Here is a 16,812-nt window from a genome sequence, read left to right on the forward strand (position 1 = left end):
GGTTGCGGTTGCCACATTAGATTTTATCCCACTGGCGGAAGCTATGCCCGAAATATTTCGAGAAATCCTGGCATCAAGAGGATAAACAATGACCACCCCCCAACCGCTGCGTATCGGCATGATCGGCTACGCATTTATGGGTGCCGCACACTCCCATGCCTGGCGCACGGCTCCGCGGTTCTTCGACCTGCCGCTGGAGCCCCAGCTCACTGCAGTGGCAGGCCGCAACGCCAGCGGTGTCCAGGCGGCGGCCCGCAAGCTGGGCTGGGCGTCGTCGGAGACGGACTGGCGGCGGCTGATTGAACGCGACGACATCGACCTGATCGACATTTGCACCCCTGGCGACACCCATGCGGAGATCGCAATCGCCGCTTTGGATGCCGGCAAGCACGTACTCTGCGAGAAGCCCCTGGCCAACTCCGTGTCCGAGGCCGAGCGCATGACGGAGGCAGCTGACGCAGCAGCCAAGAACGGCGTGTTCTCGATGTGCGGCTTCACCTACCGCCGCACGCCGGCGCTGTCGCTGGCCAAACGGATGGTGGAGCAGGGCCGCCTGGGCAGCATCCGGCACGTCCGCGCGCAGTACCTGCAGGACTGGCTCAGCGACGAAAACGCCCCCATGACCTGGCGCCTGGACAAGTCAAAGTCCGGATCCGGATCCCTCGGTGACATCGGCGCCCACAGCATCGACGCCGCCCAATGGGTCACCGGCAGGAAGATCAGCGGCGTCTCCGCCCTGCTCGAGACCTTCGTCCCTGAGCGGCCCCTTGCAGGCGACCTCGTGGGCCTCGGCGGCCACGGAGACGCTACCGGTAACGCCCCTCGGGCAGCGGTCACCGTGGACGACGCGGCCATCTTCACCGCAAGGTTCGACAGCGGTACTGCTTCCGCCGGCGCCAACTCCTCCAGTCCGATCGGCGTGTTCGAAGCCACCCGGTACGCCCTGGGCCGGAAGAACGCGATGCGGCTGGAGGTCAACGGCACCAAGGGCTCGCTGGCCTTCGACTTCGAAGACATGAACGTCCTCTCCTTCTACGACGCCGCCGAGGGTCCCGACGCCGGCTTCCGGCGGATCATGGTCACCGAGCCCGAGCACCCGTACGTGGGCAGTTGGTGGCCCACCGGCCACGGCCTCGGCTACGAACACGGCTTCACTCACCAGGTGGTGGACCTGGTGAACGCCGTCGCGGAACGGCGCCAGCCGGAGCCGTCGTTCGCCGATGCTCTCCAGGTCCAGCGTGTGCTGGCCGCGGTGGAGGCGAGCGCCGCCTCCGCCAGCCGCTGGCAAGAAGTTTGAACGCATAACAACCCAACAGAGGAATTTCATGACAGGCAGGAAAACCGCCCTGGTGGTCCGCGGCGGGTGGGACGGGCACCAGCCGGTGGAGGCTACTGACCGTTTCATCCCCTTCCTCAAGGACAACGGCTACGGCGTCCGGGTGGAGGAGTCCCCCAAGATCTACGCCGACGCCGACTATATGACGGGCGTGGACCTGATCATGCAGTGCATGACCATGTCCACCATCGAGCGGGACGAATTCGAGGGGTTGCGCACCGCCGTCGAAAACGGCACGGGGCTGGCTGGCTGGCACGGCGGAATCGCCGATTCCTACCGCAACACCTCGGACTACCTGCACCTGATCGGCGGCCAGTTCGCGTGCCACCCGGGCAAGCATCCGGACGAGTGCGCCGGAGGGCAGTCGGACAACTACGTGCCGTACACGGTCAATATGCTTCCCGCCGCGGCAGAACATCCCATCACGCGCGGCATCAGTGACTTTGACCTCGTGACGGAGCAGTACTGGGTGCTCTCGGACAACTACATCGACGTTCTGGCCACCACCACCCAGAAAGTGCGCCCGTGGGATCCGTGGAACCGCGAGGTCACCTCCCCGGCTGTCTGGACCCGACAGTGGGGCCAGGGCCGGATCTTCGTCTGCACCCCCGGGCATAACGTGAAGGTCCTTGAGGACACCAACGTCAGCACCATGATCGAAAGGGGCCTGCTGTGGGCCAGCCGCTGAATATCGGGGTCATCGGGTGCGGTGCCATCATCGCCCAGTACCTGGCCAGCTTCCGGAAGCTGGCCGCCGTCCGGCTGGTGGCTGTGGCGGACCTTGATTCCGCCCGCGCCCAGGCAGTGGCAGATACTTACGACGGCGTCCGGGCGCTCAGCGTGGACCGCCTCCTGGCTGCCGCCGACGTGGACCTCGTCCTGAACCTGACAATTCCGGCTGCCCACGCGGACGTCGCCCTGAAGGCAATCGCCGCGGGAAAGAGCGTCTACGGGGAAAAGCCGCTGGCGGCCACCACTGCTGAAGCGCGGGCGGTGCTGGAGTCGGCGCGTGCCGCTGGCGTCGTCGTCGGCTGTGCGCCGGATACTGTCCTGGGCACCGGCGTGCAGACCGCGCGCAAAGCGATCGACGACGGCCTGATCGGAACCCCCATTTCGGCCACCGCCACCATGGCCACCCCCGGGCATGAGCTGTGGCATCCCAATCCGGATTTCTACTACCAGCCGGGCGGTGGGCCGCTCCTGGACATGGGTCCGTACTACGTCAGTGCCCTGGTCACCCTGTTGGGGCCGGTGGTCTCCGTGACCGGTGCAGCCAGCCACACCCGCAGCCAGCGCACCATCGGCCGGGGTCCGCGCGCCGGCGAAGTGATTCCCGTGGACGTCGATTCTCACGTGACAGGGATCCTGGTCCATGCCGGCGGCGCCATCTCCACACTGGTCATGAGTTTCGATGCGGTGCGCACCAAGTCGCCGAACATCGAGATCCATGGCCAGGCCGGCTCGCTGGTGGTCCCTGACCCCAACCGTTTTGACGGCGATGTTGAGCTTTTCGCTCTGGGCGCCCCGGAGTGGGAGACCCTTCCGGCCTCGGCCGGCTTCATGGAGGCCGGCAGGGGATTCGGCATCGCGGACCTCGCAGCCACCCCCGCCGGAGCGGAACCGAGGGCGGGCGGGGAGCTGGCCTTCCACGTGCTGGACGTCATGGAGTCCGTGCTCGAGTCGGCCCGCAGCGGGTCCGCCGTCGCGGTCCGAAGCACCGCATCCCGGCCGGAGCCCGTGCCGCTGACCCGCCCAGCCATTCCCGTGGAGTTTTTGTCCACATAAACCGCCTTTTGGGGCGGCAAATCTGCCATTGTCTGGACAAAAACTCGGGATCAGAAGGTGCGGTCGCTGCGGGCGGTGCGGTTCCGGCCCAGTGACTTGGCCGTATACAGCGCTGCATCCGCGGAGGCGATCAGCGCCTCCAGGCCTGCTGTGCCGGCGTCGTACGTGGTGATGCCATAACTTACGGTAGGCATCTGCGGTCCATCTGCTTTTGAGGCCTGCGCCAGCCGCAGGCTGATCGCGTCGGCGATTCTCTCCGCGCTGTCCGCGGTGCCACCTGGGATGAAGAGGACGAATTCCTCACCCCCGTAGCGTCCCGCCAGATCCGTTGACCGGACAGTGTCCCGGCAGGCCCCGGCGAAGGCCTGCAGAACCTCGTCCCCGGCAGCGTGGCCATAGGTATCGTTGACTGCCTTGAAGTGGTCCAGATCGGCAAGGATCAGGACCCCTGATGGCTTGGCCACCGGCGGATGGGCCAGCTGCTCCGAGGCAAGGTCCAGGAATGCCTTGCGGTTGAGGAGCCCGGTGAGATCGTCCCTGGTGGCCGCCATCCGAAGGGCCTGGGTCTGCTGCTCACTGCTGAGCGCCGCCATGCTGAAGGACGCCACCACCAGCATCACCATGGTGACCAGGGTGGTGACCTCGGAGCCAAATATCGTCACGAAGGTGGATCCGGCTTGGCCGTCCAGGAGGAAAGCAACCAGCCGGCCAAGATAGAAAACGGACACGCCGGCAGCCACGGCTGCCATCGGGATCCTGACCCGCGAGTATCCGGGCTCCAGCTGCCACAACTCACGGGACGCCAGGCCGATCGAGAAGCTCATCCCGGCAAGGAAAACGGGACCGCCGGCCCAGACATTGGTGGCAGGATTGTCGACGGCGGATGCAACCAAGGTGGCAAGCGGAATCCCGTTGAAGGCCCATCGCGGCGGCGGCATCGACCGCAGCGAACGGGCACCGGCCCAGACAGCTACACCGCCGTGGACCAGGAGCACGTTCCCCAGCGGGTTTGCCCACCACTGGTGCGGGGTGCCGTCGAGGAGGAAGGCGGCGGAGCCGGAGAGGAAGAACACCAGGGCCAGGCACCACCAGCCGCTGTAGGGGGAGCGTGTGGTCCGGTAGGCCGAGAAGTAGAACAACAGCCCCAGCGCCAGCGCCATCAGGGCAAAGGCGATCCTCAGGGTCGCTGTATCCAGAACCATATTCCCCGAATTCCCCCTGGCAGCGAAGTGATGCTCGCCCCAGTATTACACTGCTCTACGCAGTGCCGCCCGCTAGGGTGGAAAATGATTCCTGGCGCTCGTCGCAGGCCCGCATAAATCAGACTTATGGGCGCCCCAGCTTCGCTTGCGTGGAATCCCAGCCCTGCTCTTGAAGCCGCTCAAAGCCGTCCAGCAGCAGGTCGAGGGCGAACTCGAACTCAAACTGGTCATCGCATCCCTGCCCTACCACTGACCTATCATCGTGCCTGGCGGCCATGGCAACCTGCAGGATGTTCGGATACCGCCTGGACATCTCCTGGAACATGGCGGCCTGGGCTTCCGGCGTGACGTCGGCCTCCGCCTCGTGGCTGCCGGCGTCGTCGAACAGCTCCTGGGTAAACCCCCACATGCGGCTGCCGAGGGCATGCATCACGTGGTGCGTAAGATCCACGGAGAAACCGCCTGCCAGGAACATCCCGATGAAATCATCCATGTACTCAAGGACCGCCGGCGACCGGCTGGTGCGGGATTCCACCACCTGGCGCGCCCACGGGTGCCGCAGGAGCGCTTGCCTGGCGGAGAGGATCCTCAACCGGACCGCGTCCTTCCAGCCGGGGCCGCGTGCAGGGGGATCAATTTCCCCAACGATGACGTCAACCATGCCGTCGAGGAGTTCATCCTTGTTGGCAACATGCTTGTAGAGCGCCATGGGCACCACCCCGAGTTGCTGGGCGAGCCTGCGCATGCTGAGCGACTCGATGCCAACGTCGTCAGCGAGTGAGACGGCGGCCTCCAGCACCCGGACCCTGTTCAGGGGGGTCCGGCGCGGGGCTTCGATCTGCTCAGTCATCTGCACACCTCTCCTTAGGGGTTTCCTCTTGACAAGTGTACTGCGTACACCTAGCGTTGAGCTCATCAGGTGTACGCCGTACACCAAGTCATGAAGGATTCGCTATGCCAACGGTTGCCACCGCCCCGCCCGTCAGGCGCTCCCGAGCCCAATGGCCCGTGCCTGCCGGGCTGATTCTTCTCAGCCTTATCCCGGTGCTGGCCGGAGCGTCGCGCCTGACAGAACTAACCGGAGGTGCCGCCATCACGCCTGCGAACGCGCGGTTCTTTGCCTCGCCTGTCCCCGTGGTGATCCACATTCTCAGTGTCACCATCTACAGCTTGCTGGGGGCGTTCCAGTTCGTTCCGTCGCTTCGACGCAGGCGCGGCTGGCACCGTATCGCCGGACGCATCCTGGTGCCCGCGGGCCTGCTTGCTGCCCTCTCCGGATTGTGGATGGCACTGTTCTACGTCCTCCCGGCCGGCACCACCGACGTCCCGATTCGGCTGTTCTTCGGCTCCGCAATGCTGGTGAGCCTCATTATGGGTCTCTTGGCGATTCGCCGCCGGGACTTCGTGCGGCACAGCGCGTGGATGACGCGCGGCTATGCGATCGGCATCGCCGCGGGAACCCAAGCCCTGGTGATCCTGCCCTGGATGCTCCTCGTGGGTCCTCCCGATGAGCTCACCGGGGCTCTGCTGATGGGGGCCGCATGGGTGATCAATCTTGCCGTGGCTGAGTACGTCATCCACCGGCGATCACTGCTATCCGCGCGGACGCAATGAGTCTTCAGTCAACGTGGCGTGAAACCGGCCCCCATTGCCCTAGCCGAACGCCGCTCCGTGGGGTTAGAGTTGGAAACCGGTCAGGCGTCCCGCTTCGGAGGTGCCCGTAAGGACCGGGAGAGAACGGAGGTGGTTTTGATGACTGTTACAGCCGCGCGCCTTGTGCGCCCCGCAAACGTCAAACCAACCACCCCTGTCTCCAGCTTCCGCACCGCATAGGGCACACTGCCCGCACGCCAGAACACCTTGGGCCTCGCCCGGGGACTGGCCGGTGCCAGGGGACATATCCCGAGGTATCACATTGAAAAATTCTTCAGGCACAAGCCTGGACAGTCTTGTTGAATCTATTTCTACCGAACCCGAGCAAGCCGGACCGTTCCTTTACGGCTATTCCACCGCCGTCGCACAGCACTTCGATGAACACCCGGCACCGGGACCCTGCGAACGCGGGCGGGTGGTGCGGGTTGACCGCAGCCTCGTCCTGGTCGCGGTCGGCGCGGAGCTCCTCCACCTGCCCTACCCGCTCGACGCCGGCGTTCCCGTTACCGGGGACTGGGTATGGATCGGACCCAACCGCGGAGGGGACCGCCAGATCGTGGACGTACTCCCCCGGCGTTCAGAGCTCAGTCGCAAGCGGGCCTTCGAGGCCTCCTCCGCCGCGCAGGCCCTGGCCGCCAACATGGACGTGGTGGGCGTAGTGGTACCGGCTGACCGGCCCCTGACGCACAACCGCCTCGAACGCACCCTCGTCGCCGCTTGGGATTCCGGCGCTGTTCCCCTAGTGATCATCACCAAGGCGGACCTGGCCGACGTGGCGGACGACGTCGTCGGGAAGGCAATCCTGCAGGCGGCGGGCGTCGCTGTGGTCACCACGTCTGCCGAGAACGGCGACGGGATGGACGAACTGCTGGCCCACCTGCCGCCAAACTGCACGCTTGTCCTCCTGGGGCCGTCGGGGGCAGGGAAGTCCACGCTGATCAATGCATTGGTGGGCCGCAACGTGCAGGACACTGGCGAAGTCCGGTCCGGCGATTTCAGGGGCAAGCACACCACCACCTCCCGGGAACTTGTCCCGCTGGCCAACGGCGCGGTCCTCATGGACACTCCAGGCGTACGGGGATTCTCGCTTTTCGACGCCGACGACGGCATGGAGCAGATGTTCGGCGATGTGGAGGAACTCGCCGGCCTCTGCCGGTTTTCGGACTGCGCCCATCAGCGGGAGCCGGGCTGCGCCGTGCAGGCTGCACTCACTGACGGCACACTCGAGGACCGCCGCTGGAACAACTACCTGAAACTCCAGCGCGAACTTGCCGCGCTGGCCCGCCGCAAGGATGCCGCAGCCACCCGGGCATACCAGCGTGAGTGGCACCAGAAGGTGGTGGGAGGAGGGAAATCCCAGCGTTCGGCGGAGCGCGCCAGTTCCGAGCGCCAGGAGGAGCAACGGTCAAAGCGGAAGCGGCGCTGACGCTGTAAGGGCCCGGACAGCGACGCTGTCCGGGCCCCTTAGGCAGTTCTTACGGGACTATTTGGGCTTCTTGACGTTGAGGCTGTCCCAACCGATCAGGTTTCCTTCCGAGTTGAAAACAACGATTCGGTAATTCCCCGACTTGGTGGTTTGCGGAGTTTTCGCGATAACGGTTCCGGCTGCGTCAGCCTTGTACCAGCCGAGGCCGGACGAGTCGAGGAAGGCGTAAACCCATTCGTTGGCCGGAAGGTTCTTGAGTGAAACGTCAGAACCTCCCTCGGAGACTGTCTGCCCTTCCAGTCCGAAGTTCTGTTCGGTGGTGCCGTTCAGCTTCTTTGCAGGGTAGGCCGGGGTAAAGTCCGGCTCGTGGTCTTCCACTGCGGCACTTACCTTGTATGGCGTCACGCTGATCCGGTCGATGTTGGGCGCGTAGCTGGACCTGAGGAGGATCCCGGGCCAGGTGTCCGAAATGTAGGTCTCTCCGTCGAAGTTGGGCAGTTCTTCCGAGCTGAAGGCGATGGAATTCGTGCCTGCCTGGAGCTCGACGGCGATGGTCATCTCCCAGAAGTTGTTCTGGTGGAACGTGTGCGGGAACAGGACACGCCGTGATTCAGCCCCGTTGACGGAGATGTCTGCCGGGCGTGCCAGCGGGTCAGGGTTGTAGTGGGAAGCCGGTGACTGCTCCTCGTTTGAATAGCGGACGGTCAGCGCGTACGTTCCAGCCGTATCGACGATCACGTTGTTGAAAGCCAGGCTGTTGACGTTGCCCGGCTCCCCTCCGATTCCTGTGACGGCCTTGCCGCCCTCTGCCAGGGAAAGGTCGGTGACGGCGGCGGTGCCGTTGACCGTTGCTTGTTCTGCCTGATACACGGCGGAGGCAAGAGTGCCATCGGTGTCCTCAGTGCGGACGCGGTCCACCTTGAGCGTGCCGGAGGTACCTGTGACGGTCACCTTGTTGATCCCGCCAGTAAGGAACACGGGAAGGCTCCTGGACTCCCCCACATCGGTAATGGCCTGGCCGTTCACGGACAGCGCCCCCGTGCCGCCTCCCAGTGTGTCAATGCCAAGGGTGGATTCGCCGTCCTCCTGTGAATAGACCCAGAAAGTAGCCGACTGGCCCGGAGCAAGCGCCGCGACGCCGGATGCCGAGGTGTTGCTGGCCGAGTAGTCGAGGGTTGCCTCGTGGAGGGTTGCGTACTCCGCTTCGTACAGCCGTTGCCCGGCGTCGGGGTTTGCCAGGGCGAGGTCGATCTTGTCGACGATGGCGTCACCCTTTGTTGCCTTGGTTCCGTCCAGGCTTCGTGCGGCGAGGGAGATGACGTGATTGCCGGCTGTCAGGTCGACGGCGGTGTCCGTGTGGTCCCACACCACCCATTTGTAGCCAAGGGTGAGGAAGATTTCCTGTTCGACTTTCCCATCCACGGTGACAAAGACGTTGGTCGGCCCCTGTTCCTGGATGAGGTTGAAGGTGTTGAGGGAGTTCGCGAAAACGCTGAGGTCGTATTTACCGTCCTGGGGAACGGACACGTTGAAATCAAGCTTGACGTCTGATCCGGAGCGTAGCCCGCCCACGTTGTAGCCGCCTGAGGTGTAGAACTTTCCGACGTCGGCAGGCCGGCCTTCGGGGCCGTTGCGGCTCCAGCCGGTGCCGGTGTGCCCCGCGTCTTCCGCTTCGTAGGTGGCCTGCCATAGCTTGGGAGCCTGGGCGGTCACGGAAGTGTGGGTTCCCGGAGTCAGGATGATCTCGTAGGCCGAGGATTCCTTGACGGCGGGCAGTCCGGCTGCCCCGAAGTCGAAGAAGACCGAACCGTCCACGACAGGAAGCTCGATGTCCTTGATGACCTCGGGTCCCTGCGAGTCTCCGATCTGGCCTGTCCACTGGACCTCGCGGATGCTGGCGTGGACACTTCCGCCGAAGAGTGCGCTGTCAACGTGGTCGAACCTCACGTGGGCGGAACCCGAGGAGCCGCCGAAGAGCGCGCGTGCTTGTTTCTTTGGGGCGTCCAGGGTGGCTACGCCCTGCAGGGTGTAGCTCTTGTCCGGCGACGGCGGGGACACCTTGACGGTGTGGCCCGACATCTGCGCGTACGAGTTCAAGAGCCACCATTGACCGTTGCCGCGGTTGGCCTGGACCGCCGAGTCGCTGAGGTTCCCGTCAATGTTCCAGTAGGCGATGTCCGCGTCGACCTTCGCTTCCTCGATAGCCGAGACCCACTGGATCATCTGGCCTGGAACGGAGGTGTGGTAATTGTGGGCGTACTCGTTGATGTTGATGGGCAGGTCCTTGCCTGCGTGGCCAGTTCCGGCAAAAAGTTCGTCTTCCCAGGCGCGGTACGTCTTAACGCTGCTGCGGATCTTGGCCGGATCACTGAGCTCGTGCCAGGTCATGACGTCCGGAACTGTTCCGGCGTCCACTGTGTGCTGAAGGAAGCCCTTGACTTGACCGAAGAGCAGGCTGGTGTTTGGACCGGCGATCCGGGCCTGGGGCATTTTGCCCTTGATAAGCGCATGCACTTCGTCCCACGCCTTGAAGTATTCAGTCGGGTTACTGAGCCAGCTGACCCGGTTGTAGCTCCAGTCACCGGTACCGAACATGTTGCCTTCAGGCTCATTGAAGGGCACGAAGACGATGTTGTCCTGATACTCCGGCTCAAGAGTGAGGACCTGGTCCACCTGAAGGGCTATTTTCTCCTTGAAGAGTGCCATCTTTTCGGCCGGGGTGCTGCCCGGCCACTCATAAGGAAAACCGCGGTGGATGTCCGTCATGTAGATGTAGACATCGCCGTCGGAGCTGTCAGCCAATGCCTTGACCACTTCGAGGGCGTCTGCGCCAGGGTGTTGCGGGCCGTCCTGGGCTTTTGTGGACACTGTCCGAAGGTTGATTCCGTCAATGAGGTTGTTCGACGGCAAACCCTCACCGTAGAGACCGTAGAGGGTTCCGGAGGCACCTCCGTGGAAGGCCCCTGTGTCTGTCCCCAGATCAATCGAGAGTTCGCCTTCCCGCACTACCGTAACTGCGGCGGAGACTGGGCGGCCTGCTGCCGAACCGTTAACGGTAAAGCTGCCCCGTTGCGCGTACAGGGAAGGGTCCACGGGGTCCCATTGGATGCCCACCTGCCGGTCGAAGCCGTCACTGAAGGAGGATCCGACGGCGGCAGGCAGCTGGGGTGCGACGCCCTCAGCCGTGCGGACATCGAAAGCGGTCTGCTTCAGCCCGGTCGGCGTGGGAGTATCACCGGCGGCAAGGTCGCCCACCTGCTCAGCCGTGAGGGCCGTGCCATAGACGCGGAAATCGTCGATGTCACCCTGGAACAGGGGATCGGGATACGTTGATTTTCCGATGTATCCGGCCCTCGTGGACGTTGCGCTGAGAAGCTCGCCAGCGCTCATCGTGGTCGGCGCGGAACCGACAGCGGCGCCGTCGAGGTAGGTTGTCAGCCTGTCCTGGGCAGTATCCAGCGTCACCGTGAGGGTTTTCCAGGCACCGCCCGGCAGGGCCTGCGAGGCGGAGACCTTGGCCTCGGCGCCCGCCCCCGCGGACGTAATGGCACTGCGAAGGACTCCGTCCCCGTTATAGGGCGTGGTGAGCAGGTACCTGGTGGTGTCGGTGCCCAGGCCGAACAGCCATTGCCACGGCGTGGTTGAGGCGTTCCATCTCACCCGGGTGGAGACGGTGAGATCGGTCCTGCCCTCGAGGATGGACTTGGGGAGTTCAACATACGCTCCGCTGGATGCCGGGGAGCCGCCGGGGAGCGCGAGCGCACCCGAACCGGCGTCGGCACCGGGAACGATGGCGGCGCTGGCCGGATTGATGACCTTGGCATTCCGGTTGTTGCCTGACGTGTCGGCTATGGTGCCGGCGTCGAGCGCATCAAAGTCATACTGGGCCAGCAGGCTCTCGGCGGGGCTGGGGGCGGCAAAAGCAGCCGGTTGGACAATTGCTGCGCCGGCCAGGGTGGCGGCAATTGCGCCGCATGTCACCTTGGCCGAAACGGCCAATAGCTGTTGTCCTGGGGTACGTCGCGGACTTCTCTGTGGCACGACATGCTCACTTTCATGGGATGAGTGGGGATTCGAGTGATGGCGAGGGGATGGCGAGACGGCGATGCGCGCCTCGCCGGGCGTTTGCTCCTTTCGGATCGTGGCGCCGGAAAGATACCTACGAAGGCTGTTCCCCTGAAGACTGAGTCTTCACGGGGATCCAGACCCTCATGGTGGACGGGCCCCTGTTTCCCCAGGAATGGTAGGGAACAAGGTTGACGGTCCACGGCCCGTGCCGCTCGGCCTCGACGTGCTCCGCATAGGGCCAGTCGGGGTGCCCGGCTGCCGCAGGCTCAACTCCGATCCTGGCGCCGTTGATTATGTCCGCCACAGCCACCTCCGGATCGAAGGAAACGTCGTTCACGGTGCCGGCGGGAAGGTCCACTGATTCCAGGCAGAGCACGAGCGGTCCGCGCTCGAGGGCAACGGTCCCGCGGACTGCATCCATGTGCGGGTGGGGGTGGATGACGCGGGGCCGCATCGGAAGGCTGAGCGTGAGCGTGTCCCCTGGCTCAAAGCGGCGGCGGACTTCCTGGTAGGGGTCCTGCTTTTCGCCATTGACGTGCAGGCTGGCCTCCCCCTTGGCCCAGGCAGGTACGCGCAGCGAGATGCCGGCGGGAACGGCAGGAGCGTCCACAATCACCACCTCGATCCGCCCCTCATCCGGATAGGAGGTACGCATGGTGACGGACAGGCGCCCGGCTGACGGAAGCTGTGTCCTGATCTCGGCATCGCCGTACTGGTGGATCTGAAGGGCGTCGTCGGTGGCTGTTGCAAAGTACAGGTGGACACTGGCCAGTGTCCGCGCCACGTTTGTGGGGCAGCATGACACCTCAAACCAGGGCGCGCGGAGGGTTGCGAGCGCCCTGGCGCTGATTTCGTCCTGGTTGGGCACGTTGCCCTCGATGCGCTGGTGCAGGGTGTTGGTGTAGAAGAACCCCCGCCCGTTCTGCCGGGGGGAAGCCAGTATGTTGTTCAGGAGCGTGCGTTCCATGAGGTCGGCATATTTCGGGTCCCCGGTGCGCAACAGGAGCCGCCAGCTCAGCATGACCGATGCGATGCCGGCGCAGGTTTCGGAGTACGCCCGGTCCGGGGGCAGCTCGTAGTCCGCGCCGAATGCTTCGTCCTGGTGGTGGGAACCCATCCCTCCGGTGATGTAGGTCCTGCGGGCCACTGTGTTTTCCCATTGCAGTTCGACGGCGCGGGCAAGTTCCTCGTCGCCCTGATCCGTCGCCACGTCGAGGGCTCCCGACGCGAGGTACAAGGCCCGGACGGCGTGCCCGCGCAGAACACGGGCCTGGCGAACGGGTACGTCGTCCTGGAAATATTCCTGGCCCCACTCGATGGATTTGAGGGTCCCGGTGCCCCGCCGTTCGATGAACAGCCGGGCGAGCTCAAGGTAACGCGGTTCCCCGGTGGCCCGTCCGAATTCCGCCAGCGCGACTTCTATTTCCGGGTGGCCGCAGACGGCGTTGCGGCCATCCGGGCCGAACTCCTGCCAGAGGTGGTCGGCCAGGCGCCGCCCGGCGGCCACCAGGGCGTCGTCGTGTCCGGACCGCAGGCGGGCCACGGCGGCCTGGAGGAGATGTCCGAAGCAGTAGAGCTCGTGGCCCCATTCCAGGTCTGCGTACCGGGCACGCTGGCCTGGCCGGCCGAAGCTCGTGTGCAGGTACCCGTCCGGCTCCTGGGCGGAGACTACCCGGGCAACCAGTCTGCGATAGCGCCTGTCCAGGCCGTCTTCATGCTGCCGGCCCAGCTCCCATGCCATGGCCTCCAGGAGCTTGTAGACCTCTGAGTCCACGAATTCGATGCCCGCATGTGCGCCACTGATGGTGCCGTCAGCGGCCCGGTCAAAGTTGGACGTCCACCCGATCCGCTCCATCCACTGCTCGCAATGCGACAGGATGACCCGCGCGTTGAGTTCTTGCCGGTCGCCCCAGAAGCCACCGGTAACAGAGATCTCTTCCGGGCCGAGGGGACGAAGGGCTGACACAGCCGGGTGGACGGGACCTCCGGTGAGGGCGAGTTTGGTCGTTGACACGAGTTTGTCTCCGCTTCAGTGCTTGAGTTGAAAAGTAGTCAGGGTAGAACCGGGAAAGCGTGCCCGTTGGGGCCACGGATCGCGGATGTTCAGTCTTTGACGGCGCCTGCGGTCACCCCGGCGGCAACATACCGCTGCGCCACGACCAGCAGGATGGCAGCCGGGATTGACGCGATGACGGCCGTCGCCATGATGGCGTTCCACTGCGTGGTGTTGTTGCCGATGAACTTGTAGATGCCCAAGGTGATGGGAATGAGGTCGCCGCTCCGGTTCAGGGTGGAGGCGAAAATGAAGTCCGACCAGGCCCAGAGGAACGCGAACAGCGATACGGTCAGCAGCGAGTTGCGGCTGAGCGGCAGGATGATCCAGACAAACGTCCGCCACACGCCCGAGCCGTCAAGTTTTGCCGCTTGCAGGAGCTCCGTGGGAATCCCGGACATGAAGGCCTGAAGCAGGAGGACGGCAAAGGGTACGGCAATCGTCGAGTCCGCAAGGATCAGGCCCCACAAGGAATTCAGCATTCCCAGCTTGAGATAAATGGCGTAAAAACCCATGGCCATGACGACGGCCGGAACCATCTGGGCCACGAGCAGGATAAAACTGAGTCCCTGGCGCCCCTTCAGATTCAGCGTGGCCATCGCATAGCTGGCAGGTGCTGCGACGGCGAGAGTCAGCAGCACAGTTCCCAAACCCACCAGAAGGCTGGTGCCAAGTTGGGGAAGCTGTTGCGAAAATGCTGCGACATACCCTTCCAGAGTGGGATCAAGGGGCAGCAGGCTCGGCGGGGAACGTCGCAGGTTGCTGGTCTTTGTCAGTGAAACGTTAACGATCCAGTAGACGGGGAAGAGCATCACGGCCGTCAGGGCGAGCGCAATGAGGGTCTTCCACAGTGATCTTGTTCCGGTCATTGTTTCTCGAGCTTCCTTTGCATCTGGAGATAGATCAGCCCGAAGACCAGCGCCACGACGATCAGCAGGTTGCCGACGGCGGCAGCGGGGCTGAAATCGGGATTCCCGGCACCGAATGCCTCCCGGTACGACCACGTGGCGAACGTTGTGGAGGTATCGCCCGGGCCGCCCGCCGTCATGATCCAAATCAGGTCAACGACCTTGAGCGTGTAGATGAGCCCCAGCAGCAGCGTGATCGCTGAAACCGGCTTGAGCAGCGGGAAGGTAAGCCTCCAGAACTGTTGCCATGCATTGGCGCCGTCCAGGGACGCCGCCTCATAGTAGTCAGCCGGAATGTTCTGCAGGCCCGAGTAGAGGATGACCAGATTGAAGGGGATTCCGAGCCAGATGTTGGCGATGATCACGGAGGTCAGAGCGACGTCCGGGGAGGTCAGCCAATTCACCGGGTCCAGGCCCACCACCCGGAGGGCAGCGTTGATGATGCCGTTGTCGCTGTTGAACATCCAGGCCCACGCTGATGCCGAGACAATCATCGGCAGGAGCCACGGGATCAGGAAGAGCCCGCGGAGCACTGCGGAAAGTTTGAAGTTTGCCCGGAAGAAGACCGCGAGGGCCAGGCCCGCCGCGTACTGGAAGGCAATCGATCCGATGGTGAAAAGCGCGGTGTTGGTTGCGGCTTTTGCGAACGATGACGACCCAAAGATGTCCACGTAGTTCTGGAAACCGACGAACTCGGCATTTCCCCGGACAAAGGCCCGCGGGGTGTAATCGTGCAGGCTGAGCTCTATGTTCCGGTACAACGGGAACGCGTAGAAAACGAGCAAATAGATCACCAGGGGCGTGACGAAGGCCCACGCTATCCATTGGGAACCATCGGTCGAGCGCCGTCGGGATCGGCGTGGCTGGGCGGCAGGAGCCGCCCGGTCCCCGGTACGGGTGCGTACCGGGGCGGGGGTGGTAGTCATGGCATATCTTCCGTTCACGGACAGGTATTAGCTCACTTGGACGTCTTCTCGGACGCCGCCTTCTGAGCTGCCTTGAGGGCATCTGTGGGCGAGGCTGCGCCGCTGAGCGAGTTCTGGACGGCTGTCCACAGTTGCTCGGAAATGATGGGATAGTTGGTGCCGAGGTTGTCGCTGGTGCGGCCCTTTGCCTTGTTGACAGCGTCAACCCAAACCTTGAGTTCAGGATGTTCTTTGAGCAGCAGGGTCTGGCCGTCGCTGGTGGCGGGAATGTAGTAGGCGAAGGTGTTGGCGGTTTCCACCTGACCTTCAGTGGTGCTCATGCACTCGATGATCTTCTTTGACGTGTCGTAGCGGCTTTCGTCCTTTTGGACCGGCATCAGCAGGAACTCGCCCCCGGTGGGTGCAGGCGCCACTCCCCCGCTTTTCGCCGGAATCGGGATGTAGCCGGTCTTGAACGGGGCTTTCGCCGCGGCGTTTACCTGCCAGGTGCCGTTGACCGCGAAGCCGAAGTCGCCGGTGAGGAACTCTTCCCAGGTGGTGTTCTGGGAATTGCTGATGACGGAGTTGGGAGCCATGCCTGTCTTGACCCAGTTCGTCCAGAGCTCCAGTGCTTCAACGGCGGCCGGGGAATCGAGATCCTTCAACTCCGCACCTGATCCCCAGAAAAAGGGAAGGAACTGGAACGAACCCTCTTCGGTCCCGATGGCCGAGAACGTGATGGCCTTGCTACCCGCGTCCTTGACCTTCGCCAGGGCAGTCTGGAAGCTGGCCCAGTCGGTGACGCTGGCGGGGTCCACTCCGGCTTTAGCAAGAACATCGGCGTTGTAGTAGAGGGCGAGGGTGTTGGCGCCGAGCGGGATCCCGTAGGTCTTGCCGTCCACCACTCCTGCAGCCAGCAGGTTTGGTTCGATGGCCGAGGTGTCCAGGCCGACGCTTTCCATGTCGATCAGGGCGCCGGTGTCGGCCAGGGTGGAGACGGCCGGGTTGTCGAGGAGGATGACGTCAGCGGCGGTACCCTCCTGCGCAGCCAGCAGGGCCTGGTTGGTCAGGGCCTGGGTGTCATAGGCGGTGCGTTCGATCTTGACGCCGGCCTTATCTCCGCAGGCGCTGATGCGCTCTGCCCAGTCCGAACCTTCAGTGTGCTGGGGGTACGGGTCCCACACTGTGAACGAGGTAGGAGCCGCCGACGATTCTTGACCCACCGGCGCGCCGCCGGAGCACCCGGTGGCAATGAGAGCCAGCGATATGACGCTGACTGCGGCCAGCGTGTGGCGGGTGGTTTTTCTGAGCATGATGCTTCGTCCTTTTCTTCCGTGAAAAATCTGACTGCCTACCGCAGCGGTGATCAGGCGCCCGACGGAACAATTTCCGAAAACCCGAAAGTGGTTTCAGAAGAAATTACCAGCCAATATTCGCATGTGTCAACGGTTTCTTTGTAGGGTTTGGTGTGGACCG

Annotated in this window: 12 protein-coding genes; 5 read left to right on the forward strand and 7 right to left on the reverse strand. The window is 63.9% G+C overall.

The window, feature by feature from the left end:
• The first annotated feature begins 88 nt into the window (after positions 1-88).
• The 3 genes from QFZ30_RS20085 to QFZ30_RS20095 are packed head-to-tail and all read left to right on the forward strand — an operon-like array spanning position 89 to position 3,121.
• Positions 89-1,297, forward strand: a complete 1,209-nt coding sequence (locus QFZ30_RS20085; RefSeq protein WP_307079284.1) for a Gfo/Idh/MocA family protein — start codon at positions 89-91, stop codon at positions 1,295-1,297.
• A gap of 28 nt (positions 1,298-1,325) precedes the next feature.
• Positions 1,326-2,024 (forward strand): ThuA domain-containing protein, encoded by a 699-nt coding sequence (locus tag QFZ30_RS20090; RefSeq protein WP_307079285.1) that lies wholly within the window; start codon positions 1,326-1,328, stop codon positions 2,022-2,024.
• A complete protein-coding gene (locus QFZ30_RS20095) occupies positions 2,009-3,121 on the forward strand; it encodes a Gfo/Idh/MocA family protein (protein ID WP_307079286.1) in 1,113 nt (370 codons plus the stop codon). Before QFZ30_RS20090 ends, QFZ30_RS20095 begins: the two co-directional genes overlap by 16 nt.
• Before the next feature lie 50 nt (positions 3,122-3,171).
• On the opposite strand, the gene QFZ30_RS20100 is transcribed toward QFZ30_RS20095, so the two are convergent.
• Both QFZ30_RS20100 and QFZ30_RS20105 read right to left on the reverse strand, forming a co-directional pair.
• Positions 3,172-4,323, reverse strand: coding sequence for a GGDEF domain-containing protein (locus QFZ30_RS20100; protein ID WP_307079288.1), 1,152 nt, complete (start codon positions 4,321-4,323; stop codon positions 3,172-3,174).
• 124 nt (positions 4,324-4,447) lie between these two features.
• A complete protein-coding gene (locus QFZ30_RS20105; protein ID WP_307079290.1) occupies positions 4,448-5,173 on the reverse strand; it encodes a TetR/AcrR family transcriptional regulator C-terminal domain-containing protein in 726 nt (241 codons plus the stop codon).
• 104 nt (positions 5,174-5,277) lie between these two features.
• Here QFZ30_RS20105 and QFZ30_RS20110 point away from each other — a divergent pair, with 104 nt between their 5' ends.
• The gene (locus QFZ30_RS20110) at positions 5,278-5,937 is read left to right on the forward strand and encodes a DUF2306 domain-containing protein (RefSeq protein WP_307079292.1); all 660 of its coding nucleotides are present in this window, start codon (positions 5,278-5,280) and stop codon (positions 5,935-5,937) included.
• Positions 5,938-6,238: 301 nt separating this feature from the next.
• Positions 6,239-7,402: a ribosome small subunit-dependent GTPase A gene (gene rsgA / locus QFZ30_RS20115; protein WP_307079295.1), complete on the forward strand. Its 1,164-nt coding sequence runs from the start codon at positions 6,239-6,241 to the stop codon at positions 7,400-7,402.
• Positions 7,403-7,459: 57 nt separating this feature from the next.
• Here the strand turns inward: rsgA and QFZ30_RS20120 are convergent, their stop codons facing one another.
• From QFZ30_RS20120 to QFZ30_RS20140, 5 genes are all read right to left on the reverse strand, one after another.
• Positions 7,460-11,401: a LamG-like jellyroll fold domain-containing protein gene (locus QFZ30_RS20120; protein ID WP_307079297.1), complete on the reverse strand. Its 3,942-nt coding sequence runs from the start codon at positions 11,399-11,401 to the stop codon at positions 7,460-7,462.
• A gap of 160 nt (positions 11,402-11,561) precedes the next feature.
• Positions 11,562-13,484 carry a glycoside hydrolase family 127 protein gene (locus QFZ30_RS20125; RefSeq protein WP_307079299.1) on the reverse strand — a complete coding sequence of 641 codons (1,923 nt, stop codon included), beginning with the start codon at positions 13,482-13,484 and terminating at the stop codon, positions 11,562-11,564.
• Between the two features lie 89 nt (positions 13,485-13,573).
• Positions 13,574-14,392, reverse strand: a complete 819-nt coding sequence (locus tag QFZ30_RS20130) for a carbohydrate ABC transporter permease (RefSeq protein WP_307079301.1) — start codon at positions 14,390-14,392, stop codon at positions 13,574-13,576.
• Positions 14,389-15,357, reverse strand: coding sequence for a carbohydrate ABC transporter permease (locus QFZ30_RS20135; RefSeq protein WP_307079304.1), 969 nt, complete (start codon positions 15,355-15,357; stop codon positions 14,389-14,391). The genes QFZ30_RS20130 and QFZ30_RS20135 overlap by 4 nt, the downstream gene beginning before the upstream one ends.
• Before the next feature lie 32 nt (positions 15,358-15,389).
• Positions 15,390-16,649 carry a sugar ABC transporter substrate-binding protein gene (locus QFZ30_RS20140; protein ID WP_307079306.1) on the reverse strand — a complete coding sequence of 420 codons (1,260 nt, stop codon included), beginning with the start codon at positions 16,647-16,649 and terminating at the stop codon, positions 15,390-15,392.
• Between the last annotated feature and the right edge of the window lie 163 nt (positions 16,650-16,812).

The sequence above is a fragment of the Arthrobacter pascens genome, assembly GCF_030815585.1.
Lineage (GTDB): Bacteria > Actinomycetota > Actinomycetes > Actinomycetales > Micrococcaceae > Arthrobacter > Arthrobacter pascens_A.

Coding starts and splice junctions, on each gene's coding strand:
- QFZ30_RS20100 (WP_307079288.1), bottom strand. CDS start 4,323: ATGGTTCTGGATACAGCGACCCTGAGGATCGCCTTTGCCCTGATGGCG.
- QFZ30_RS20085 (WP_307079284.1), top strand. CDS start 89: ATGACCACCCCCCAACCGCTGCGTATCGGCATGATCGGCTACGCATTT.
- QFZ30_RS20105 (WP_307079290.1), bottom strand. CDS start 5,173: ATGACTGAGCAGATCGAAGCCCCGCGCCGGACCCCCCTGAACAGGGTC.
- QFZ30_RS20130 (WP_307079301.1), bottom strand. CDS start 14,392: ATGACCGGAACAAGATCACTGTGGAAGACCCTCATTGCGCTCGCCCTG.
- QFZ30_RS20090 (WP_307079285.1), top strand. CDS start 1,326: ATGACAGGCAGGAAAACCGCCCTGGTGGTCCGCGGCGGGTGGGACGGG.
- QFZ30_RS20140 (WP_307079306.1), bottom strand. CDS start 16,649: ATGCTCAGAAAAACCACCCGCCACACGCTGGCCGCAGTCAGCGTCATA.
- QFZ30_RS20135 (WP_307079304.1), bottom strand. CDS start 15,357: ATGACTACCACCCCCGCCCCGGTACGCACCCGTACCGGGGACCGGGCG.
- QFZ30_RS20110 (WP_307079292.1), top strand. CDS start 5,278: ATGCCAACGGTTGCCACCGCCCCGCCCGTCAGGCGCTCCCGAGCCCAA.